The 23,377-nt window shown below is 62.8% G+C and carries 18 protein-coding genes; 11 read left to right on the forward strand and 7 right to left on the reverse strand.

Features of this window, described 5'->3' with window-relative positions; all coding sequences use genetic code 11:
- Position 1 precedes the first annotated feature (1 nt).
- Both W930_RS0112095 and uvrA read right to left on the reverse strand, forming a co-directional pair.
- Positions 2–1,030: an AI-2E family transporter gene (locus W930_RS0112095; protein WP_023597716.1), complete on the reverse strand. Its 1,029-nt coding sequence runs from the start codon at positions 1,028–1,030 to the stop codon at positions 2–4.
- Between the two features lie 42 nt (positions 1,031–1,072).
- On the reverse strand, positions 1,073–3,937 hold the full coding sequence (gene uvrA / locus W930_RS0112100) for an excinuclease ABC subunit UvrA (RefSeq protein WP_023873011.1): 2,865 nt from the start codon (positions 3,935–3,937) through the stop codon (positions 1,073–1,075).
- Positions 3,938–4,449: 512 nt separating this feature from the next.
- On the opposite strand from uvrA, the gene W930_RS0112105 reads away from it, so the two are divergent.
- Together W930_RS0112105 and W930_RS0112110 are read left to right on the forward strand one after the other, a co-directional pair.
- Positions 4,450–5,613: an MFS transporter gene (locus W930_RS0112105; protein ID WP_023597714.1), complete on the forward strand. Its 1,164-nt coding sequence runs from the start codon at positions 4,450–4,452 to the stop codon at positions 5,611–5,613.
- Positions 5,614–5,643: 30 nt separating this feature from the next.
- Positions 5,644–6,153 carry a single-stranded DNA-binding protein gene (locus W930_RS0112110; protein ID WP_023873012.1) on the forward strand — a complete coding sequence of 170 codons (510 nt, stop codon included), beginning with the start codon at positions 5,644–5,646 and terminating at the stop codon, positions 6,151–6,153.
- A 310-nt stretch (positions 6,154–6,463) separates the two neighbouring features.
- Here W930_RS0112110 and W930_RS0112115 read toward each other — a convergent pair whose 3' ends face one another.
- Positions 6,464–6,793, reverse strand: a complete 330-nt coding sequence (locus W930_RS0112115) for a DUF4148 domain-containing protein (RefSeq protein ID WP_023873013.1) — start codon at positions 6,791–6,793, stop codon at positions 6,464–6,466.
- 298 nt (positions 6,794–7,091) lie between these two features.
- Between W930_RS0112115 and W930_RS0112120 the strand changes: the two genes are divergently transcribed.
- From W930_RS0112120 to W930_RS0112130, 3 genes are read left to right on the forward strand one after another with little or no spacing between them, the layout of a single operon-like run.
- Entirely contained in the window at positions 7,092–10,304 is a 3,213-nt protein-coding gene (locus tag W930_RS0112120; RefSeq protein WP_023873015.1) for an efflux RND transporter permease subunit, read from the forward strand.
- The gene (locus W930_RS27180) at positions 10,301–11,659 is read left to right on the forward strand and encodes an efflux RND transporter periplasmic adaptor subunit (RefSeq protein WP_023873017.1); all 1,359 of its coding nucleotides are present in this window, start codon (positions 10,301–10,303) and stop codon (positions 11,657–11,659) included. Before W930_RS0112120 ends, W930_RS27180 begins: the two co-directional genes overlap by 4 nt.
- An 11-nt stretch (positions 11,660–11,670) precedes the next feature.
- On the forward strand, positions 11,671–13,152 hold the full coding sequence (locus W930_RS0112130) for an efflux transporter outer membrane subunit (RefSeq protein ID WP_023873018.1): 1,482 nt from the start codon (positions 11,671–11,673) through the stop codon (positions 13,150–13,152).
- Here W930_RS0112130 and W930_RS0112135 read toward each other — a convergent pair.
- The 3 genes from W930_RS0112135 to W930_RS0112145 all read right to left on the reverse strand — a co-directional run bounded on the left by W930_RS0112135 (position 13,146) and on the right by W930_RS0112145 (position 16,452).
- A complete protein-coding gene (locus tag W930_RS0112135; RefSeq protein ID WP_023597708.1) occupies positions 13,146–14,561 on the reverse strand; it encodes a heavy metal sensor histidine kinase in 1,416 nt (471 codons plus the stop codon). The genes W930_RS0112130 and W930_RS0112135 overlap by 7 nt on opposite strands.
- Complete coding sequence (locus W930_RS0112140) at positions 14,561–15,238, reverse strand: heavy metal response regulator transcription factor (protein WP_023597707.1); 678 nt, start codon at positions 15,236–15,238, stop codon at positions 14,561–14,563. The genes W930_RS0112135 and W930_RS0112140 overlap by 1 nt, the downstream gene beginning before the upstream one ends.
- Before the next feature lie 188 nt (positions 15,239–15,426).
- A complete protein-coding gene (locus W930_RS0112145) occupies positions 15,427–16,452 on the reverse strand; it encodes a ketopantoate reductase family protein (RefSeq protein ID WP_231107047.1) in 1,026 nt (341 codons plus the stop codon).
- A 183-nt stretch (positions 16,453–16,635) separates the two neighbouring features.
- On the opposite strand from W930_RS0112145, the gene W930_RS27185 reads away from it, so the two are divergent.
- From W930_RS27185 to W930_RS0112175, 6 genes are all read left to right on the forward strand, one after another.
- The gene (locus W930_RS27185) at positions 16,636–17,931 is read left to right on the forward strand and encodes an MFS transporter (RefSeq protein ID WP_023597705.1); all 1,296 of its coding nucleotides are present in this window, start codon (positions 16,636–16,638) and stop codon (positions 17,929–17,931) included.
- An 85-nt stretch (positions 17,932–18,016) separates the two neighbouring features.
- Positions 18,017–18,520 carry a helix-turn-helix domain-containing protein gene (locus W930_RS0112155; RefSeq protein WP_023597704.1) on the forward strand — a complete coding sequence of 168 codons (504 nt, stop codon included), beginning with the start codon at positions 18,017–18,019 and terminating at the stop codon, positions 18,518–18,520.
- 46 nt (positions 18,521–18,566) lie between these two features.
- Positions 18,567–19,751 (forward strand): acetyl-CoA C-acyltransferase, encoded by a 1,185-nt coding sequence (locus tag W930_RS0112160; protein ID WP_024788498.1) that lies wholly within the window; start codon positions 18,567–18,569, stop codon positions 19,749–19,751.
- Positions 19,752–19,857: 106 nt separating this feature from the next.
- A complete protein-coding gene (locus W930_RS0112165; protein ID WP_023873020.1) occupies positions 19,858–20,694 on the forward strand; it encodes an AraC family transcriptional regulator in 837 nt (278 codons plus the stop codon).
- A 79-nt stretch (positions 20,695–20,773) separates the two neighbouring features.
- On the forward strand, positions 20,774–21,868 hold the full coding sequence (locus W930_RS27190) for a low specificity L-threonine aldolase (RefSeq protein ID WP_023873021.1): 1,095 nt from the start codon (positions 20,774–20,776) through the stop codon (positions 21,866–21,868).
- Between the two features lie 188 nt (positions 21,869–22,056).
- A complete protein-coding gene (locus W930_RS0112175) occupies positions 22,057–22,764 on the forward strand; it encodes an HD domain-containing protein (RefSeq protein WP_023597700.1) in 708 nt (235 codons plus the stop codon).
- Positions 22,765–22,779: 15 nt separating this feature from the next.
- Here W930_RS0112175 and W930_RS0112180 read toward each other — a convergent pair whose 3' ends face one another.
- Positions 22,780–23,256 carry an Lrp/AsnC family transcriptional regulator gene (locus W930_RS0112180; protein WP_023873022.1) on the reverse strand — a complete coding sequence of 159 codons (477 nt, stop codon included), beginning with the start codon at positions 23,254–23,256 and terminating at the stop codon, positions 22,780–22,782.
- Positions 23,257–23,377: the final 121 nt, after the last annotated feature.

The raw sequence follows: 23,377 nt of genomic DNA on the forward strand, positions 1-23,377 counted from the left end.
CTCAGACGAGTTGTTTGTCGGCGAGCTCGCTCTTGAGGTAGCCGTAATAGATGGGCGCGGCAATGAGTCCCGGCAGACCGAACGCTGCCTCCATCACGATCATTGCGAGCAGCAACTCCCATGCGCGCGACTGAATCTGGGTGCCGACGATGCGCGCGTTCAGGAAGTACTCGAGCTTGTGGATGACGATCAGGAACACGAGCGCTCCGATCGCCACGTAAAGCGACATCGACAGCCCCAGCACCACGATGAATGTATTCGAGATGAGGTTGCCGATGACCGGCAACAGACCGACCACGAAGGTCACGATGATCATCGTCTTGCGCAGCGGCAGGTGAACGCCGAACATCGGCAGTACCGCGAGCAGGAAGATGGCGGTAAAGAGCGTATTGATGGCCGAGATCTTCACCTGTGCGAACACGATGCGGCGAAAGGCGTCGCCGAACAGCGTGACGCGGCGCGTGAGCGCGGCGGCCAGGGGGCGCATGTGCTGGACGGGGCGCACCGACGAGAGTGCCACGAGGGCGCCGAGCACCAGCCCGACGATGATGTGCACCATCGCGTTGAGCGCTTCCTTGCCAACCAGCGACATCTCCTGGGTGTGATCCTTGAGATACCCCGTGATGGCCTGGTGGATGTCGTCGGTATCGGCGGGAAGCCGTGCCGTCACCCACGCGGGCAGTTGGCTGCGCGCCTGTTCGAGCGCGTCCATCATGCGGCCGTTGATGTGCTCCAGATGCCCGGCGTCGTTGCGGAAAAAGGCAATGATGCCGAAGATGAGTGCGGTCATCAGCGCCACGATGATGGCCGAGAGCAGCGCCACGGCGGCGAGTCGCGCCCAATCGCTCGAGATGCGCAGTTGCAGGCGCGGGCTGAGCACGTGCACGAGCTGATAGACCACCATGCCCGCGAGCACTACCGAGAGCAGATGGATGCCGAGAATGAGCCACAGGCCCACGGCGGCGAACACGTAGCTCGCCAGTTCGATCCAGAAATTCCGGTCCGGATTCCAGCCAGAGCGTGGTTCCATGCAGTGACGTCCTCGATAATTGCCTCGCCGTGACGGCGCGGCTTACTTCGCGCGCGCAAGCAGCGGGGCAAGGTACTTTCCGGTGAAACTGGCCTTGTTGGCCGCCACTTGTTCGGGCGTGCCCTGCGCGATGATCTGCCCGCCGCCCGCACCGCCTTCCGGTCCGAGATCGATCACCCAGTCCGCCGTTTTGATCACATCGAGATTGTGCTCGATGATGACGACCGTATTGCCCTGGTCGCGCAGCCGATGAATCACGGTGAGGAGCAGTTCGATATCGTGAAAATGCAGCCCGGTGGTCGGTTCGTCAAGGATATACAGCGTGCGGCCCGTATCGCGCTTGGAGAGTTCGAGCGAGAGCTTCACGCGCTGCGCTTCGCCGCCCGAGAGCGTGGTGGCCGACTGGCCCAGGCGGATGTAGCCCAGGCCCACGTCGAGCAGCGTCCTGAGCTTGCGCGCCACGACCGGCACCGGCTTGAAGAACTCGTGTGCCTGCTCGACCGTCATGTCGAGCACTTCCGAGATGTTGCGGCCCTTGTACTGCACTTCGAGCGTTTCGCGGTTGTAGCGCTTGCCGTGGCAGACGTCGCAGGGCACGTACACATCCGGCAGGAAGTGCATCTCGACCTTGATGACGCCGTCGCCCTGACAGGCCTCGCAGCGCCCGCCCTTCACGTTGAACGAGAAGCGGCCGGGATCGTAACCGCGTTCCTTGGCGGCGGGCACGCCCGCGAAGAGCTCGCGAATCGGCGTGAAAACGCCGGTGTACGTGGCCGGGTTCGAGCGCGGCGTGCGGCCGATCGGGGACTGGTCGACGTTGATGACCTTGTCGAAGTGCTCGAGTCCGTCGATCTGTTCGTACGGTGCCGGCTCGGCCGACGACCCGTAGAGATGGCGCGCGACGGCGTGGTACAGCGTATCGTTGATCAGCGTCGACTTGCCCGATCCGGAAACGCCCGTCACGCAGGTGAGCAGGCCAACCGGCAGATCGAGGTTGACGTGCTTGAGGTTGTTCCCCGTGGCGTCGACGATGCGCAGGTGGTCCTCGCCGGGGGCATGACGCTCGGCCGGCACTTCGATGCGGCGCGCGCCCGACAGGTACTGCCCGGTGAGCGATTCCGGCGCGCTTTCGATCTGCGCGGGGCTGCCTTGCGCGATCACTTTCCCGCCGTGAATGCCGGCGCCGAGTCCCATGTCGACGACATAGTCGCTCGCGAGGATCATGTCCTCGTCGTGCTCCACCACGATGACCGAGTTGCCGAGGTCGCGCAGGTGCTTGAGCGTGCCGATGAGGCGATCGTTGTCGCGCTGGTGCAGCCCGATCGAGGGTTCGTCGAGCACGTACATCACGCCCGTGAGACCGGACCCGATCTGCGACGCGAGACGAATGCGCTGCGCTTCGCCGCCCGAGAGCGTGTCGGCGCTGCGCTCGAGCGACAGGTAGTCCAGGCCGACGTTGTTCAGGAACGAGAGCCGCGCCACGATTTCCTTCACGATCTTGTCGGCGATCTCGCGCTTGGCCCCATGCAGCACCAGTTCGTGGAAATAGCCCAGCGCGTCGCGCAGCGGCAGGTTGCCGATCTCGTAGATGGCGCGGGCCTGCTTGTCTTCGCCGACCTTGACGAAGCGCGCCTCGCGGCGCAGGCGACTGCCCTCGCAATCGGGGCAGGCCCGGTTGTTCTGGTACTTGGCGAGCTCCTCGCGCACGGCGACCGAGTCGGTCTCGCGATAGCGGCGCTCCAGGTTCGGGATGATGCCTTCGAACGCATGCGAGCGCACCGACGTGCGGCCCTTCTCGTTCACGTAGGTGAACGGGATCTCCTGCTCGCCGGAGCCGTACAGCACGATCTTCTGCGTGGCCTCGGGCAAGTCCTCGAACGGCGTGTCGACGTCGAAGTCGTAGAACGCCGCCAGGCTTTGCAGCATCTGGAAGTAGAACTGATTGCGACGATCCCAGCCCTTGATCGCGCCGGAAGCGAGTGAGAGCGCGGGGAAGGCCACGACACGCTTCGGGTCGAAGAACGTCATCTGTCCCAGACCGTCGCAGGTCGGGCAGGCGCCCATCGGGTTGTTGAACGAGAACAGGCGTGGCTCGAGCTCCTGGAGCGAATACGAGCACACCGGGCAGGCGAACTTGGAGCTGAAGACGTGCTCCTTGTCGGTGTCCATCTCGAGCGCGACGGCGCGTCCGTCGGCCAGACGCAGTGCCGTCTCGAACGACTCCGCCAGACGTTGCTTGAGATCGGCGCGCACCTTCACGCGGTCGATCACCACGTCGATCGAATGCTTTTCCGTCTTCTTGAGCTTGGGCAGCGCGTCGATGTCGTAGACGCGTGCGGTGCCTTCATTCGCCGCGCCGCCGCCGGAACGAATGCGAAAGCGCACGAAGCCTTGCGCCTGCATCGAATCGAACAGGTCCGCATGTTCTCCTTTGCGATCGACGACGATCGGCGCGAGGATCATGAGCTTGGTGTCTTCGGGCAGCGCGAGCACGGCATCGACCATCTGCGAGACGCTTTGCGATTCGAGCGGCAGGCCGTGATCGGGGCAGTAGGGCGTGCCCACGCGGGCGTAGAGCAGGCGCAGGTAATCGTGGATTTCCGTGACGGTGCCGACCGTCGAGCGGGGGTTGTGCGACGTGGCCTTCTGTTCGATGGAAATCGCGGGCGACAGGCCTTCGATGAGGTCGACGTCCGGCTTTTCCATCAGTTGCAGGAACTGACGGGCGTACGCCGACAGGCTCTCGACATAGCGGCGCTGACCTTCCGCGTAGAGCGTGTCGAAGGCGAGCGACGACTTGCCGGAGCCGGACAGGCCGGTAATCACGACCAGCTGGTGGCGCGGCAGGTCGAGGTTGACGTTCTTGAGGTTGTGGGTGCGTGCCCCACGAATACGAATGGTTTCCATTGACGGTTCCGGGTCGTCGCCGAGGAATCCGCGCGGCGAATTGTCGCGGGGCGGTTTCCGGCCCCCAAGAGTCCGAATTTCCCGGGACGTCGCGCCGTGTCGACGCGGCATTGGCCAGGCGTCGACGCGGCAGGCGGCGGGAGCGGTCGGGCGGGCCGCTGGGGGGAAATCCGGGCGGCTAAACCTGCTAATATACCTAAGTTTGATTGCCAGGGCTGAACCGGCTGACGGGCTGTCTCGCACGGCACAACGGCCAGCGACTCAGATGGGGACGAACCGCCCGAAATCCAGAGGCGCCGCCGCGACCGCGGGCCTGAGTGCGATGCTTGCGTCGCACGGACGGCCGACATGGCGCCCGGGGCCGCGAGCATCGGACGGTGCCGGGGCGGCTCGACAGCCAAACTGATAGCGAAACCCTACCGGCGAGCGCTTTTTCCATCTCTCAGGACGTAATGTCTACCGATTCCGTGACTTCCGCTTCTCCTGCCTCGACACGCGGCCGAGGGGGCCGCATGACCCCGCTAGAAGTGCGCGCGAGTGCGTCGCTCGCGGGGATCTTCGCGCTGCGCATGCTCGGCCTGTTCCTGATCATGCCGGTGTTCTCCGTGTTCGCGCAGACCCTGCCGGGCGGCAACAACACGTTGCTCGTGGGGCTGGCCATCGGCATCTACGGTCTGACGCAGTCGCTGCTGTACATTCCATACGGCTGGGCGTCCGACCGACTGGGGCGCAAGCCCGTCATTGTCTTCGGCCTGATCGTGTTTGCCATCGGCTCGCTGGTGGCGGCGATGGCGCACGATCTGACGTGGATCATCGTTGGCCGGGCGATTCAGGGGGCGGGGGCGATTTCCTCGGCGGTCATGGCCTGCGTGGCGGACCTCACGAGCGAGGCCAACCGCACCAAGGCGATGGCGATGATCGGCGGGAGCATCGGTATCTCGTTCGCCGTGGCGATTGTCTGCGCGCCGTTCCTGTATCACTGGCTGGGCATGAGCGGGCTGTTCTCGGCCATTGGCATTCTGGCGGTGCTGGCGATCTTCGTGGTGCTGTGGGTCGTGCCCACGCCGCCGGCCCATCCGAAGGCGGGACCGGCGCCGTTCTCGGAGGTGCTCCACAACCCCGAGCTGTTGCGCCTGAACTTCGGTGTGTTCATCCTGCACGCCACGCAGACCGCGCTGTTCGTGGCGATGCCGCGCATGCTCGTCGCGGCGGGCTTGCCGGTGGCGCAGCACTGGGAGGTCTATTTGCCGGTCATGGGGCTGTCGTTCGTGGCGATGGTGCCGGCGATCATTGCGGCGGAAAAGCGCGGCAAGATGAAGGCGGTGCTGCTCTCGGCGATCGCGCTGGTGGCGGTGGCGCAGGTGGCGTTGGGTGAGTTGCCGCCGACGGTGGGCGTGATCGCCGGGGTGCTGTTCGTGTACTTTCTGGGCTTCAATGTGCTCGAGGCGTCGCAGCCGTCGCTGGTGTCGAAGCTGGCGCCGGGACAGCGCAAGGGCGCGGCGGTGGGCGTCTACAATACGACCCAGGCACTCGGATTGTTCACCGGTGGCGCGCTTGGGGGGTATCTGATGACCCACTTCGGACAAAACGCAATCTTTATGACCTGTGCAGCTGGGGTTTTGGTGTGGCTTATAATCGCCGCACCGATGAGGACGCCAGCGCCTCGTCAATCCTGAACGGATTTCAGCAATACCGGAGAAAGATTTATGGCATCAGTCAACAAAGTGATCCTGGTCGGCAACCTTGGCGCCGACCCCGAAGTCCGCTACATGCCGAGCGGCGATGCGGTCGCGAACATCCGCCTGGCCACGACCGACCGTTACAAGGACAAGCAGTCCGGCGAGTTCAAGGAAATGACGGAATGGCACCGCGTGTCGTTCTTCGGCCGGCTCGCGGAAATCGTCAATGAGTACCTGAAGAAGGGCTCGTCGGTGTATATCGAAGGCCGTATCCGTACGCGCAAGTACCAGGCGCAGGACGGCACGGACCGTTACAGCACGGAAATCGTGGCGGACCAGATGCAGATGCTGGGTGGCCGCAGCGGCGGCGGTGAAGGTGGCGGCGGTGGCGGCTACTCGCGCGGTGGTGGCGACGAGGGCGGCGGCGGTGGCGGTGGCTATTCGCGTGGCGGTGGTGGTGGTGGCGGTGGCCGTCAGCAGGCGCCGGCCAAGCCGTCCGGCGGTTTCGACGACATGGACGACGATATTCCATTCTGATCCACGCCAAGCGCCTTTCTGGCGGCTAGAAAAAAGCCCGCTCTCCCTTTCGGAGGCGGGTTTTTTTGACGCCATCTTCGGCGTCGTCAATCGCGCTGACGATGCAGCAGAAAGCGTCGACGACGACATGCCCGGTTCCAACAAACTCGGGCGGCGTCGCCCAAACCCGCGAACGAGCTTGCAGTGCCTGCGAGCGCCCGCTGCGCCATCACGGGCGGAGAGCCATCCGAGCAAGCCCGGCAAGTGGCTCTCTCGCCCATTCCCGATGCCAGTATTGCCTTGGTGCGACTGGGCGGCGCAATCGCGGGAATCAATCGCCAAAATAAATCGATTCGCTTCCGGCGTGGCTTACCGGCTGGTTGCCCGTGCTTACCCCCGTCGCCGTGACAGTGCCGGAGGTGTCGGTCATGCTCGCACGGGCGTCCTGTTTGGCGACAATGGCCTCGGCGCGTTCGATGTTGGCCGGGTAGTTGGCCTGCGAGCCGGACGGTTGGTAGCCCGCTTGTTCGACACGGACGAGATCGGCCCGGACCTGCGTACGCGAGAGTGCCGCACCGTCGTTGCCGCCCGACTGGGCGAATGCGGAGAAGGGGGCGGCCAGGGCGCAGGAAACGAGAAGGGCGGAGACGATGGCTTTCATGATATTCACCTTTGCAAAAGTGGCCTCTGCGCCCGGAACTGGGGCAGTTCAGCCAGCCTTCGACAATGTCGCGAAGGTTGAATGCATTCTGGTCGTTCGCGGCTGACCTGAAGGTGACTCCCCGATTACGATTTTGTTATCCGCGCAGATGACAAATCCGTAATTTGACGGTCAGCGCGAGGTAAGCGGCCCATCCACATACTTGCCTCCATCTCGAACGCCCGCGTTCGTCGGAATTCCACTTTCCGGGCGCAGCGGGTCCTTCGCTGCCGTAGTCACCTCACCCCCGGACATTGTCATGTGGATCGTCAGATTGGCGCTCAGGCGCCCCTACACGTTCGTCGTGCTCGCATTGCTGATCTTCATCCTCGGCCCCCTTGCCATCATGCGTACGCCGACGGATATTTTTCCGAACATCGACATTCCCGTCATCAGCATCGTTTGGTCCTACAACGGCTTCTCGGCCGAGGACATGGCGCATCGGATCACCTCGAACTACGAGCGCGCATTGACGACCGACGTCGACGACATCGATCACATCGAATCCCAATCGCTCAACGGCGTGTCGGTGGTCAAAGTCTTCTTCCATCCGGGCGCCGACATCAATCGGGCGATCGCCGAAGCTGCGGCGAACTCCGCGTCCATTCTGCGTGTCATGCCACCCGGCACGCTCCCGCCGAACATCATTACCTACAACGCATCCACGGTGCCGGTGTTGCAACTCGGGCTTTCGAGCAAGACGCTGCCGGAGCAGTCCCTTTATGACCTCGGCAACAGCTTTATCCGGACGCAACTGGCCACGGTGCAGGGCGCTGCGGTGCCGCTCCCCTATGGCGGAAAAGTCCGTCAGATCATGGTGCAGCTCGACACCCGTGCGCTTCAGGCCAAGGGGCTCGCGCCGATCGACGTGGTCAACGCAGTCAACGCTCAGAATCTGATCCTGCCCGGAGGCACGGCCAAGATCGGCGCGCGCGAATACAACGTCCGGATCGATGGAAGCACGCAGAGCGTTGACGCGCTTAACGATCTGCCTGTCAAGACCGAAAAGGGAGCGGTCGTGTATCTGCGCGATGTCGCCCATGTGATCGACGGTTACGCACCACAAACCAACATCGTGCGCGCGGACGGCCAGCGCGGAGCATTGCTGACCGTGGAGAAGACCGGTAGCGCATCCACCCTCACGATCATCGATCAGGTAAAGCAACTGTTGCCGAGGATCACGGCCGGTCTGCCTGGCGCACTCAAGGTCACGCCGCTTTCGGACCAGTCGCTATTCGTCAAGTCGGCAATTTCCGGTGTCGTGCGCGAAGCGTTGATTGCCGCATGTCTCACCGCGGTGATGATCCTGCTTTTTCTCGGCAGTTGGCGTGCCACACTCATTATCGCCATCACGATTCCGCTTTCCGCGCTCACCTCGCTGATCGCGCTGTCGGCGCTGGGGCAGACCGTCAATATCATGACGCTCGGCGGGCTGGCACTGGCGGTAGGCATACTCGTGGACGATGCGACCGTCGCTATCGAAAACATTACGCATCATCTGGAGCGAGGGGCGTCGCTGCACGACGCCATCCTCGATGGCGCTGGCGAGATTGCGGTACCTACCTTTGTCTCGACCCTTTCCATCTGCATCGTGTTCGTGCCGATGTTCCTGCTCTCCGGCGTCGCACGGTACCTGTTCGTGCCGATGGCCGAAGCGGTCATATTCGCGATGTGCGCTTCATACCTGTTCTCGCGCACGCTGATCCCTACGCTCGCGATGTATTTGCTGCGCGCCAGATCCGCGAATGCGCGGCCTGCTCGCGGATGGTCCGCGCGGCTCTCGTGCTTTCAGTCACGTTTCGAGACGGGCTTCGAATCGCTGCGCCGCTGCTACGCTTCAGCGCTCCGGGCCGCTGTCGGCCAGCGGTCGCGGTTCGTGGCAGTCTGGCTCGCGATCTGCCTTGGCTCCCTTGCCTTGACGCCGTTTATCGGACGAGATTTCTTCCCGTCCGTGGATGCCGGTGAAATACGCCTGCATTTGCGTGCGCCGACCGGCACGCGCATCGAAGAGACCGCCCGCATCACAGACGAAGTGGAAGCGAAGATAAAGACGGTCATTCCTCCGGCGCAAGTGAGCCTCGTGCTCGACAACATCGGCTTGCCGGTCAGTGGCATCAACCTCACCTACGAGTCGTCAGACCCGATCGGACCGGAGGACGCCGATGTGCTCGTCACGCTCAAGCCCGATCACCAACCCACCGCCGAATACGTCGCGAAACTGCGCGATGTGCTCAACGCCTCATTCCCCGGCGTCACATTCTCGATGCTTCCGGCCGACATCGTCAGCCAGATCCTCAATTTCGGCCTGCCGGCACCCATCGACATTCAGATCGTGGGAAACAAGTTGGCACAGAATCGGGCGCTCGCCAATCAACTGCTCGACCAGTTGCGCGGCGTTCGGGGGCTTGTCGACGCCCATATCCAGCAACCCGGCGACGCACCCACGATAAACGTGAACGTTGATCGCACCAAAGCCATTCAGGCGGGCATCACGCAGCGCGATATCGCCCAGAACTTGCTCATTGCGCTATCCGGCAGCTCCCAGACCACGCCGAACTTCTGGCTCGACCCAAGAAACGGTGTGAGCTACCCGCTTACCACCATGGTGCCGCAGTACAACATCGACTCTCTGCAGAAGCTCGCCAACGTGCCGGTAACGACGCCTGCGTCCTTCATTGCGCCGCAAAATCAGATCGGTTCCCTGGGCACGCTCACGCGCAGCGAACAACAGGCTGTCGTCTCCCACTACAACGTGCAGCCTGTGCTCGACATCTTCGCGTCTACGCAAGGCCGCGATCTCGGCGGGGTTGCATCGGACGTTGCCCGTCTGGTCGATGCGACCCGCGCCCATTTGCCATCCGGATCGTCGATTGTCATCCGGGGGCAGGTGCAATCGATGAACGCCTCATTCAGCGGGTTGGCACTCGGCGTTGTCCTCGCGATTGTGCTGGTTTACCTGCTGATGGTCGTGAATTTCCAATCGTGGGTCGACCCGCTCGTCATCATTTGCGGTATTCCCGCGTCGATGGCGGGTATTGCGTGGATGCTGTTTGTCACGCAAACAACGCTGTCCGTGCCCGCGCTGACCGGCACGATCCTGTGCATCGGCATTGCCACCGCCAATAGCATCCTCGTCATCAATGCAGCACGCGAGTCGCTCGCGGCCGGCGTGGCGCCGATCGACGCTGCGCTCGGTGCCGGCTTCGACCGCTTTCGCCCGGTCGTGATGACCGCACTCGCAATGCTGATCGGCATGTTGCCGATGGCGCTCGGGCTCGGTGATGGCGGAGAGCAAAACGCGCCGCTCGGGCGGGCCGTCATCGGTGGACTCGCGCTTGGCACGATATCGACGCTTGTGTTCGTTCCGGTCGTGTTTGCCTCGGTACACGGCTGGCTCGCGACTCGCCGTCCGGGGCGCTCGAACGATACGCGAGCGGCCACGTCCTCCAACGTCAACAAGGATTCCCAATGAGCATGCATAACCCGCCCGACGACCGCGTCGAGACTTCCGCGGCCACGGAAAAGCCGGAGTTCGCCCCGTTGCCACCTCAGGCCACACCCGCCGCGATGCGGCGTTCTTCAGGGGCGCGACGCTTGTGGGGGCTCGGCCTTGGTGTCTTGGCACTGTCGCTGCTGTGTGCGGGCATCGTGCCGCGGGTCGTGGCGAGACAGGCGCAGGCCGCGCAAGTCGAGGCGCAGCGCGAGCTGCGAGTCTCGACGATTGCGCCGACACGTGCCCCGGCGACCCACGATCTCATGCTTCCCGGCGCCGTCGCGCCGTGGGCCGACGTGGCGATCTACGCGCGCACCAGCGGCTATGTCAAACAGTGGTTCGCCGACATTGGCTCGCACGTCAGGGCAGCTCAGGTGCTGGCTCGGCTCGATACCCCGGAGCTCGATGCGCAATTGCGCCAGGCCCGGGCTGACGAGGCCACGGCACAGGCCAATTACCGCTTCGCCAACAGCACGGCGCAACGGTGGCGGACCATGCTGCAAACCCGATCCGTTTCCCAGCAGGATGCCGATGCCAAGGCCAGCGACGCCGCAGCCAAGCTAGCCGCGTTGCAGGCAGCACAGGCCAACGTGTCGCGACTCTCCGAACTGGTGTCGTATCAAAGTGTGACCGCCCCGTTCGATGGGGTGGTGAGCGCACGCAACGTACAAGTGGGCGCGCTGGTCACGGCGGGTGGGGCGCCGGGACTACCGGCGGCCTCCGGCGAACTCTTTCACCTGGAGCAGACCGATCGTCTGCGCGTCTACGTCGATGTTCCTCAAGACGAAGCCAATGGCGTGACGCGCGACACACAAGTGTGGATCGCGACGGAGCAATACCCCGGCCGGCGTTTCCCCGGCACCATCGCCCGCGATGCCAACGCGCTCGACCCCGTAAGTCGCACGTTACGCGTGGAGATCGATGTCGATAACCGTGACGGCGCCTTGTTGCCTGGCGCTTACACGCAGGTGCACCTGGCGCTGAAATCCAATGCGCCCGGCCTTGAACTTCCCGCGAGCGCGCTGCTGTTTCGTCCCGACGGCGTGAGCATCGCGACGGTGGACGCGAACGAGAAGGTGGCGCTCAGGCGTGTCAGCATCGGGCGGGACTTCGGCGCCTACGTGGAGATTGCCGCGGGCCTCTCGCCAGGCGATCGCGTGATTGCCAATCCCGGCGACGCCATTTCCGACGGCCAGCGCGTACGGTCGAGTCCCGCCTCGTGGAATGCCGGGAGCCGGGCCGGCGCGAGCCATGAAACCGGCACGAAGTCCGTGGAGTCCGGTCAGGCCATACCGATGCCATCCAGGCCTGCCGCGACTTCCGGCAAGGCGTGAGGAGGCTCGCCATGATCTCCATGAAATCCATCCAGGCGGGCGCCGGGGCGCTCGTTTGCGTAGCTACGATGTTGAGCGCCTGCTCGACAGTGCCTCCCTATCGTGTGCCCGATATTGCTGTGCCTGCCCAGTATGCAAGCGCCACGTATCCCGGCGCCGGTTGGGCCGCCGCCGCACCCGCGGACGGCAAATCCAGAGGGCCATGGTGGAGCGTTTTCCATGACGAAACGTTAAATCGCCTGGAGGCCCGCGTCGACGTCTCCAATCAGACGGTGAGCCAGGCCGTCGCGCGGCTGGAAGCGGCACGTGCCGCGCTCGCGTATCAACAAAGCGCGTCGGCGCCGATCGTTAGCGCTGGCGATGGGGCACAGCGCTTTCGAACGTCCCGGAGTCTCGTGGATCGCGCGCTTGCCGGGAAGACCATCCCGGACTACTCGGTCGGTGCCGGAGCGAGTTGGGAGCCGGATCTGTTCGGGAGGGTGAGGAGCGCCGCTACGGCGGCGCGTGATAACGTCCAGGTCAGTCAGGCGGATCTGGAGTCAGTGCGCCTCTCGGTCACCAGCCAACTCGCGTCCGCGTATTTGGGTCTGCGCTCGCTGGATCGCCAGCGGCAGCTTCTCGATCGCACGGTGACGACCCGCGAGGCCGGCCTGCGCATCGAGGAGCAACAGCTCGCCGATGGCGCGATCGACGCCTCGGTGCTCTCCGAGGCGCGAACGCAGCTCGAGAGCGCGCAAACGGCGAAGCAGGAAATCATGGCACAGCGCGCGAAACTCCTGCATGCCATCGCAACCCTCATCGGCACGCCGGCATCGTCGTTCTCCCTGCCGCGAGAGGGGCCCGCGGCCGTGTTGCCGTCGATCCCCGCAGGCGTCCCTTCCGCGCTGCTTGAACGTCGTCCGGACATTGCGGCCGCAGAGCGACGCGTTGCCGCGGCCAACGCTGAAATCGGGCAGGCGCGCGCTGCATACTATCCTTCGCTTGTCCTCTCGGCATCGACTGGACTGGAGAGCACGTTTTTCTCCCCGTGGTTGTCGGCGCCGAGTCTCTTCTGGTCTCTTGGTGCACAAATTGCGGGTGTGGTGTTCGATGGCGGCCGTCGAGACGCAACCTTAAAGGGGGCCAGCGCGCGGTACGACGAGGTAGTCGCCGCCTATCGTCAGACAGTGCTCGAGGCTTTCCAGCAGACGGAAGACGACTTGAGCGAGCTGGGGTCGCTGGCCGAGCAGGCGCGAAGTCAGCAACGTGCGGTGGCCGCTGCCGAACTGGCGCTTTCGCTCACGAACCATCGCTATGAGGCGGGCGCGGTGAGCTACCTCGATGTCGTCGCAGCCCAATCCATCGCCTTGCAGAGCGAGCGCACCCTCGAGCAGATCGGACAGCGGCAACTCGACGCGAGCGTCCGATTGCTTCAGGCGCTCGGCGGCGGCTGGGACCGCGATGCATTGCAGGACGGTGTGTCGCCCGCCGGTGAGGGGGCTGCGACTCAATGACGCGGGAAGGAAAGGACGAATCGCGTGCCGGTGGCATCGCTTTCGGCATGCGCCGTTCCACCGTGCAGGGTCATGATGGTGCGCACGATCGCGAGTCCCAGTCCGGCGGATCCGCTGGCCTGGGCCGTAATGTGGCGAGAGGCGTCCGCACGATAGAACCGATCGAAAATCCGCTCGAGCAGAGCCGCGTCGATTTGGGGTCCGGGGTTGTGCACGCTGATGGCGACCGCGGTTGCGGTGGGTTCGGCGCGCAGCGTGATTTCACCGCCTGGCGGCGTATAGCGCAGCGCGTTTGCGAGCAGGTTGCTGACTGCGCGACGGAACAACTCCTTGTCGGCACGTACACGACCCTCGCCTGTCACGCGAAGGTTGACGCCAGCCTCCTCCGACAGCCCTTCGAAGTAATCGGCGATCTGGGTGAGGGCGATGACAACATCGAACTCCTCCATTGCCGTCATGAACTGCGGATGCTCCGCACGCGAGAGAAAGATGACGTTTTCGATCATCTTCGAGAGGCGGGCACATTCCTCCAGATTTGATTCGAGCAGCGCCTCGTACTCGGGAACACTTCGTGGTCGCGCCAGGGCGACCTCGGTGGCGCCGCGCAGATTGCCAAGCGGCGTCCGCATGTCGTGAGCGAGGTCGGCCGTGTACTGCGATATGCGCTCGAAGCCATCGTGCAGACGCCGTATCATCGAATTCAATGACCTCGCGACGATTTCGACCTCGCTCGATGCGCCCTCGATCTCGATTCGCGTATCGAGTTTGTCGATAGTGACAGCGCCAACCTGCGAATCCAGATCGCGCAAAGGCTGCAGTGCGGCACGCGCCAGCAGCCAGCTGATCAGGAAAGCGAGCAGCACGCCGGCAAGCCCATACCCGTAGAGCCGTTCGCGATAATGATCGAGCACGCGCCACCGGTCGGTCATGTCCCTGGCAATCACGACCGTGACCCGTGAACCGTCACCCAGTCGGGCGTCAGTGGCCAGACCGCGCACAGGTAAGCCCTTGGGGCCGCGCCACTCCGACACGTCGGCTTCCGTGATGCGTTGCGATGCATCGAGCCTTGATGCGGTTGCCACGGGCGCAAGCGACGTGCCCATGACCCGATTCGAATTGTGTTCGATCAGCTTGACCCCACCTTGCCCAAGTATTTCCATCGCGAACGATGGATTTCCGAGCACCTGACTCGTGAGGCGCAAGGCATGCTCGCGAAGGTCGTCGCTGTTGCGCAGTTCTTCGGCGAGGCGGCGTGTGTGGCGGGCGTTCAGCACGATGTCGAGATCGTCCTGCTGACGGATCTCACGTCCGAGCGTAACGTAGAGCGTCGTGCCCACCAGGGCGAACACGACCAGCGTTGTGGCTGCGAAGGAGATTGCCAGGGTTGTGGAGAGCGGTCGGGCAGCCATCAATCCACCGATTTGATCTCGGCGACATAGCCCACGCCACGCACGGTGTGAATGATCTTGACGGGGAAGTCGTCGTCCACTTTCGCTCGCAGACGTCGGATGGCGACTTCCACGACGTTCGTGTCGCTGTCGAAGTTCATGTCCCACACGTAGGAGGCGATTTGCGTTCGGGTGAGCACTTCCCCCTGGCGACGCACGAGGATTTGCAGCAGGGAGAACTCGCGCGGTGTCAGATCGATACGCATCGTGCCGCGACGAACGCGCCGGCGTGTCACGTCGATCTCAAGATCACCGAGGGTAAGAATGTCGCTATCGCGAGGCGGGCCGCGACGCGCCAGCGTACGCACTCGCGCGAGCAATTCGACAAAGGCGAACGGCTTGACCAGATAGTCGTCGCCGCCCAGCTCCAGCCCTTTGACCCGATCGCTGATATCGTCGCGAGCCGTCAGGAACAATACCGGCGTGCTTTGGGATTTTCGCAAGGTTTTCAGGACGGACCAGCCGTCCATCTGGGGCAGCATGACGTCGAGCACGATCACATCGTACGTCGCTTCACTGGCGAGAATCAGGCCTTCGGCACCGTCGTTGGCAACGTCGACGACGAAGCCGGACTCTTCCAGCCCCTTCTTGACGTACGCACCGGTTTTGCGTTCGTCATCGATTACGAGTACGCGCATTGTCGTCGCCCCCCTTTTCCGCCTGCCTGGATTGTATGCGCTGCCTGGACAGTTGTGTGACGCCTGGCGAGTCCACCGCACGAACCTTTCAGAAATGTAATGTGGGCGTCAGGCGTCCGTTAACTTGGCGCCATCGGGCGCCTTCGCCAGCTTGCATGCAATTCCGCGTGAGGCTGCCGGTCAGGACTTCACTGGGACGTACCGCTTCCCGCATGAGCCTCGTATGTCTGCAACAGGCAGTAAGCGGCGGTGAGCAATGGGGACGTCACGCCGGCCTGCCGAGCGCGTGTCAACATATCTCCCACGATGGCGTCAGCCTCGATTCGCCTGGCGCCGCGCTCGATATCCCGCCGCATGGAGGCCTTCCAGGCGGATGCCGGATCGAGCAGCAGACGCTCGATGGAGGCACGCGCATTCTCACGCGGCGCTTTCCCCTGGGCGGCCGCAGTGGCGACGCAGTCCTCGAGAATCTGCCGGACAAGACTCGTGCCATCGCGCGTCGCGACAATCTCGCCAATGGAGGCCTGCATCAGGCACGTCGCGGTGGCGCCCGTCGCGAGCATGACCCATTTCTCCCAGAGCTCCTGCTCGATATCGTCGGATATCTCTCGCAGCCCTTCTCCTTGAGATAACGCGGCGTAAAGGCTTTCGATCGCATGGCGCTGGCTTGCGTGCCGGGCGCCAACGATCAGTTTGTCAGCGGCGTTCAGATGAACGATGTCACCGGACTCGTCGAGCATCGTTGCGATGTACGCAACGCCACCCGCAATTCGCTCGCGTCCAAATCGCGCGTCGAGCTGATCGTAGGGCTTGAGTCCGTTCAGGAGGGGGACGATCACCGTATGAGCCCCGACATGAGGCGTGATTGCATCCATCGCTGCGCGCAGATCGTAGGCCTTGCACGCAACAACGACGACGTCGAACACTTCCTCTGAATCACCCGCGACGATCGCGCGGACGCGGCCGTGGAAATTCGCCTGCGGACTTTTCACGCGCAGCCCCTCGCGCTGCAGCGCCGTCGCGCGATTCGGCCGCACCAGAAACGTTACGTCGGTACCGGCCTGTAGGAGCCTGGCACCGTAATACCCGCCAATGGCGCCGGCGCCAAGTATTAGCACTTTCATACAACTCTCCGTCTTGATGAGTGGACTTGACAGCCCTTCACACGGAATCGGTATTCCGTGCGTGTCTTGCCTCGATTCATCAGCCAACACTCGGATGCTCGATGAAAGCGACGCAACTCTGTGAAAATTACCCTCGCGGATAATACTACTATGATGATAGTATTTGGTGCGGAAGTACTTTGCAAGCCGGATTGAATCGAAGTCGCCAGATCACCACAAACCATGCCTACCGAACCACTGAGCGCGTCATACCTGTACTCGAGAGAGCGTTGGATGATATTCGTACTGAGTCTCGCGGTCTTCATCGCGTCGCTGGACATGTTTGTCGTCAACGTTGCTCTGGGGGCGATTGGACGTGATATGTCCGCACCGCTAAGCGACCTGGCCTGGGTTCTGAACGGCTACACGATCTTCTACGGAGCGTTGCTCGTTCCAGCAGGTGGATTGGCGGACGTGATTGGGAAGAAAGAGGCATTTATCGCAGGACTGACCCTCTTCATGGTGGCGAGTGTCGGGTGTGCGGCAAGCGGCGGCGTCGGGATGCTCGTCGTCTTCCGGTGCATCCAGGCGGCCGGGGCCGCGCTGCTGACGCCGGCGAGCATGGGGCTTCTGGTCGCCGCGTTCCCCGCTGAGGTCAGGCCTCGAGCGATTCGTGTCTGGGCCGCGAGCGGTGCTCTGGCCGGAGCCGCCGGCCCGGTCGTCGGAGGTATTCTTGCGGCGTATGGCTGGCCATGGATATTTCTGATCAATGTGCCGGTTTGCCTGATCGCGATACTCCTGGGCGCGTACATCATTCCCGCGCAACCCAAAGTGGTGTCCGACGCGCGATTCGACTTGTTGGGTAGTTTGCTGCTGATCCTTGCGTCCGGTGCAATCGCCCTGGCGTTGGTCAACGCCGGCCATTGGGGGCTGACGGCACCATCGTTGACTACGTGGCTGGTAGCGACGCTCGCGGTGTCGCTGCTTTGGCGCAGAGTCGCGAGACATCCCGCTCCCGTCGTGCCACGTGCATTGCTGAGCGAGCCGCACATGAGGTCTGCACTGGCGGCAATCTTCGTGATGTCGCTATCATTCGGCGCACTGCTGCTCGGCGCATCCCTTTACTTGCACGATGTCGTGAGCAAGGATTTGATGGTCGTTGGCATGATGATTGCGCCTGGACCGTGTGTTGTCGGCCTGATTTCCTTCTTGACGAAACGCACCGAATTGGGCGGATTGTATCGACGCGTCAAGGTGGGCTCGATGGTACTGGCATGCTCGTCCTTTGCGCTCGCCCTGATTGTCGGCCGCGATGCGGGACCTGCTTGGTTTGTCGTTGCCTGGACCCTCACCGGAGTGGGCGTAGGTCTCGTCTTTCCCAATCTGTTTGCCATCGGCGTCGTCAAACTCGGACCAGAGCTGGCGTCGACGGGCAGCGGAGTCATCAACATGAGCCGTCAGTTTGGCACCACCGTCGGCACAAGCCTTTTGGTCATGACCCTGGGGTCGCAAGGCGGCGCTTTTGCCGAGGCCTTCTGGATCGCCGGAGCGTCTGCGATCGTAGGTCTTCTTCTGCTTGGACGGCGCTAGCGGACATATCGATGGGCTCTCCCGATATTCAAACTTCATCGCACGACGGCTTTGGCCCCAATTTCATCTTTAGACGGTATCGAGCGTGAAACGAAAAGACTTTACCTCCATGGATTGTCCCGTGGCGTTGGCGTTGGAAAACGTTGGGGAGTGGTGGAGCCTGCTGATTCTGCGGGACGCACTCCAGGGTTCGACCAGATTCGAGCAGTTTCGCGAAAGCCTTGGCATTTCACCCACGATTCTGACTCGTCGTTTGACCGATCTGGTCGCTTCCGGGTTGCTGGAAAAGCATCGCGCGTCTGTCGCATCGGGTCGGGACGAATATCGCGTTACGGAGCGCGCGCGGGATCTGTCGCCTGTTCTGATCGCACTTTTCGCGTGGGGGCGCAAGCATGTGAAAGGTCACAACTGGGGCATCGACTTTGTCGATCGCTCGACGGGAAAGGCCGTCGATCCCGTGATGATCGATCGCAACACGGGCAAGGTCATCAGCCGGGAGGCGCACGCGTTTGTTCCCGGTCGCTTTCCTTCGGCATCGACCTTGAAGCGACTCAAGCCGCTCGCGCAGCTCGAACCGGCTGAGAAATAGATTCAATTCACGAAACACGCCTCGTCATTGAAAAGTGGAGAGTTCCATGGACCAACTGGATCCGGTTGTCATTATTTCCGCAGTGCGCACTCCGTTGGGGAGATTCGGGGGGAATTTCTCGGCGGTCAGTGCTCCCGAGTTGGGCGCACACGTCATTCGCGCCGCCGTGGAACGCGCAGGTCTCGATCGCGAGAAGATCGATGAGAGTTTCATGGGATGTGTTCTCGCGGCCGGCATTGGACAAGCCCCGGCTCGCCAGGCATTGCGCGCGGCGGGGCTATCGGACGCGACCGGGGCGACCACGGTGAACAAGGTCTGTGGCTCGGGTATGAAGGCCATCATGATTGGACACGACCTGCTGCTCGCCGGCTCGGCGAACTTTGTGTTGAGCGGCGGGATGGAGTCGATGTCGAGCGCGCCGTATTTGCTGCCGGGCGCGCGGGGCGGATATCGCATGGGGCACAACCAGGTGGTCGATCACATGCTTCTGGATGGCCTGGAAGACGCCTACGAAAAAGGGCGATCGATGGGCGATTTCGGGGAGGCCGCGGCGGAGCGGTTTGGGTTCGATCGCTTGCAACAGGACGAGTACGCCTTGGAGACATTGATGCGAGCTCGCAATGCCATCGAAAGTGGTGCATTTTCCGATGAAATCGCACCGGTCACGGTCCTCGACAAGGGGGTGCCGCGACTGATTGCCCACGACGAACACCCCCTGAAGGTGTCGCCCGATAAAATCCGGTCGTTGCCGCCAGCCTTTCGTCCGAACGGCACGATTACCGCGGCGAGCGCTTCCTCCAATAGTGATGGCGCAGCGGCGCTGGTCCTGTCGCGACGCTCGATCGCCGAGCGGGAGGGACTGCCCGTTCTTGCGACAATCCGCGCGCACGCGACGTTCAGCCATGATCCTGCCTGGTACACGACGGCGCCAATCCCCGCAATTCGGAAGTTGCTCGACAAGGCCGCGTGGGACATCGGCGATGTGGACTTGTTCGAGATCAACGAAGCCTTCGCCGTAGTTGCCATGGCGGCGGCAAAGGAGTTGGCGATTCCTCGTGATCGGTTGAATGTCAACGGGGGCGCATGCGCCTTGGGGCATCCGATCGGTGCGACAGGCGCACGTATGGTTGTCACACTGCTGCACGCACTGCGTCGCCGGCGTCTTCGACGCGGTGTCGCAGCGTTGTGCATTGGCGGAGGCGAGGCTACCGCGATTGCTGTAGAGGTGTAGGATCTGTCCAGTGCCTTGGCGGAAAAAATCGGTCCGTAAGCCGTGCCGTCCGCTGGGGACCGCTTGTTGCGACATGCACGAATCCTACGTGGATCGGGAGCTTGATATGGCTACGATCGGCACTGTGCCGCTCAATCGAGTGAAACTATGGCGTGAGCCGGATTTCGCGAACGCCGAACTGATGGTCGCGAGTTACCGGACACATCGATTTCCGCCGCACGCGCATGACGAATATGCGATCGGCGTCATCGAGCGAGGCGCGCAGGCGTATCTCGACGGTCGAGGGCGGCGCGCGATCATGCCGCAAGGCACGATCTGTGTCATCAATCCGGGAAGCATTCACGAGGGGAGACCGGCGATCGACGGCGGGTGGGACTATCGTATGGCATACATTCCCACCAGGGATTTCGTTCGTCTGGTCGGGGCGCATGATCCCGGCCTCAAGGGAGAGCTGCATTTTCCCGATGTCGTCATCGACGACGTCGAGACAATGCGGTTGCTTCTCGCGGCTCACCGATGCTCGCAGTCGACCGACGCAAGCCAGTTGGAGAAGAGCTCACGGCTGACCGTTGCAGTCTTTCAATTGATTGACCGGCATTGTGTCGGTGCCAAAGGTGTTCGACATCCGCTGGCCATACCGATCGCCGTACGGCGCGCGCGTGACTATATCGACGCGCATGTGACGGCGAACCCGTCGCTTGACCAGCTTACGAAAGTGGCCGGCATCAGCGCATTTCATCTACTGCGCGAGTTTAAGCGCGTGATCGGCATTGCGCCTCATGCCTATCTCGTTCAGCGGCGCGTTGCGCTGGCAAAAGGGCTTCTATTGAGAGGCATGCCGCTGCGCCAGGTCGCTATCGAGGTGGGATATTGCGATCAGAGCCACCTGAGCCGGGAGTTTTGCAAGTTCTACGGGGTTCCACCCGGGACGGCGCGCCAATAATATCCGCAAGATTATCCAAAAGACGCATTTCATTTCATCCCACACTGTGGGGCCATATGTTCCCTTGGGGAGTCATGAAATGATCGATTTGCGCAGCGACACCTGCAGTCAACCCACCCATGCAATGCGAAGTGCCATGGCTTCCGCGATCGTTGGCGATGATGTTTACGGTGACGACCCGACCGTAAAGGAACTCGAGCGAGAGGTTGCAGCCTTGTTGGGCAAGGAAGACGCCGTCTACATGGTCACCGGGACGATGACCAATCAAGTGGGTATCCGGGCTCACACGGAGCCGGGGGATGCCGTGCTCTTTGACCAGAATGCTCACGTATATCTCCTGGAGGGAGGCGCTCCCGCTGCGTTATCGGGCGTTCTGCCCCGCCTCCTGCCCGGTAATCGCGGCGTATTCTCACCGGAGAACGTATCCGCTGCGTTGGGGGAAGCGCATCGATTCTTTCCGAACACCATCCCGGCGCCGGTGAAGCTGCTGTGCCTGGAAAACACGCATAACATCGGTGGTGGCAAGATTTGGCCGCTCGCCCAGTTGAAGGATGTTTGCGACCTGGCCAGATCACGGGGTCTCTCGCTGCATCTCGACGGTGCACGCCTTTGGCATGCAACGGCGTCGACGGGCATCGCCGAGGCGGAGTACGCGAAACACTTCGACTCCGTGAGCGTTTGCTTTTCCAAAGGTCTGGGCGCCCCGGTGGGTTCAGCCCTCGCCGGCTCGAAGGAATTCATCGACCGAGCGCGCCGCTTCAAGCAGCAGATCGGAGGTGGGTTTCGACAGGCGGGAATCATTGCCGCCGGCGCGCTGTTTGCGCTGCGGCACCATCGGGAGCGCCTTCTGGAAGATCACGAACATGCGCAGCTGCTGGCTCATGGAATCGCGGATTTGCCGGGCATAGAATTGGATGTCGCCACCGTGGAGACGAACATTGTTCGCTTCGGCATCAACAGTCTCCCGGCGGGAGAGTTCGTCGAAAAGCTCTACGAACGCGGACTTTATGTCCTTCCGTCCGGTACCGACGGCGTCCGTGCCATTCCTTACCTGAATATCTCGCGAAAGCAGATTCGAGAAGCCATCGACATCATTGCGTCGGTTGCCGAAGCCCATGCGAACACAGCCGGCGCAAGCAAAACGTCAAAACAACCGTCCGGGTCCGGGTACTGACGCGCGAAGTTGCGCCCCTGGTTCCTGGCGATCGCATCGAAGGTCGGTTCGTCTGCCTTGCGACGGTGTCGTCCGCGTCTTTGTGGTGTCTTGATATTCGAACCGCGAAGACGCGCAGTGTCCGCCGGCATGGCGAAGTCGATGACCGGTAGAATCGAGGGCATTCCCTCGTCAGCCGTTTCACCGCCATGCTTGCGCACGCCTTTGCCCCGTTCGAGACAACCATTGCCGCCGTCCTCGACGCGCTGGGCATCAACCCGCAGGATGCGCATGCCGACGGTTCGCCCGATGGCACGCCCGATGGCACGCGTGATGGCTCCCACGATGCCTCGCATCTGATTCGCGTCTGGAAGCTCGTGAAGGAGATTGCGGTGAACGGCCAGGCCGCCGATCTCGAGATGCTCGCCGTGGCTACGGTCTTGCACGATTGCGTGCCGGTGGAGAAGCACGATCCGCGTCGCGCGTTGGCGTCGCGGTTGTCCGCCGACAGGGCAAGCGCGATCCTGCGCGCGATGGGTTGGGAGGCGGCGCGCATCGACGCCACGGCGCATGTGATCGAGGCGCACAGCTTTTCGGCCGGGATCACGCCTCGCTCGTTCGAAGCCCAGGTGCTGCGCGATGCCGACCGGCTCGATGCGATCGGCGCCATCGGCATTGCGCGCACGTTCTACGTGGCCGGCCGCATGGGCTCGCGCCTGTACGCACCCCTGGACCCGTTCGCCGCGCAACGCCCGCTCGACGACCGCCGCTATGCGCTCGATCACTTCGAGACGAAACTCTTCCAACTGGCCGACGGCCTCGTGACACCGGCCGCGCGGGCCATTGCCGAACGACGCGTCGCCACCATGCGCGCCTTCATCGACGCGCTGCGCGAGGAAATTGCGCCGCAGGCATGAGCACCGCCTAAGCGGCTACTTCCCGTCAACCGCGTCCAGCGGCACTTCCAGGCCAACCTTCACGTTGCTCATCGAGACGAGCGTCTTGAAACGCTTGACGTTGTTGCTCTCGAAAAAGAGCGAGCGGGTGAGTTCGGTGTACTGCGCCATGTTCCGGACCACCATGATCACCACGAAGTCGCACTCGCCCGCGACGTAGTAACACTGCTGGACCTGCGGGCACGCGAGGAAACTGCGCTTCATCGCATCGAGCAGGTCGAGCCGCTCGTTCTCGACTTCCACCTCGGTGATGATGGTGAGCGGATAGCCGACGCTCGCCGGATCGATGCGCGAGACGGTGCCGCACGTCACACCTTCGTCGGCGAGTTTCTTCAGGCGTCGGTTGACGGCCGCGGACGACAGGTTCACCCGCGCGCCGAGCGCGTGCTGCGGTGTCGTGGCGTCCTGCTGAATCGCCGCGAGCAGGGCGATGTCGTAACTGTCGAGGCTCATGGTGCGCAATAAAAATTCGATTACAGGCGACAAAACGCGCAAATCGTACGCATGCCGCGGAATATTATTCAGGCTTGACGATGATACTCCGCCAGCGTCGACACTCCCATCGACGAGCGCG

The sequence above is a fragment of the Pandoraea sp. E26 genome (assembly GCF_000681415.1).
Lineage (GTDB): Bacteria > Pseudomonadota > Gammaproteobacteria > Burkholderiales > Burkholderiaceae > Pandoraea > Pandoraea pnomenusa.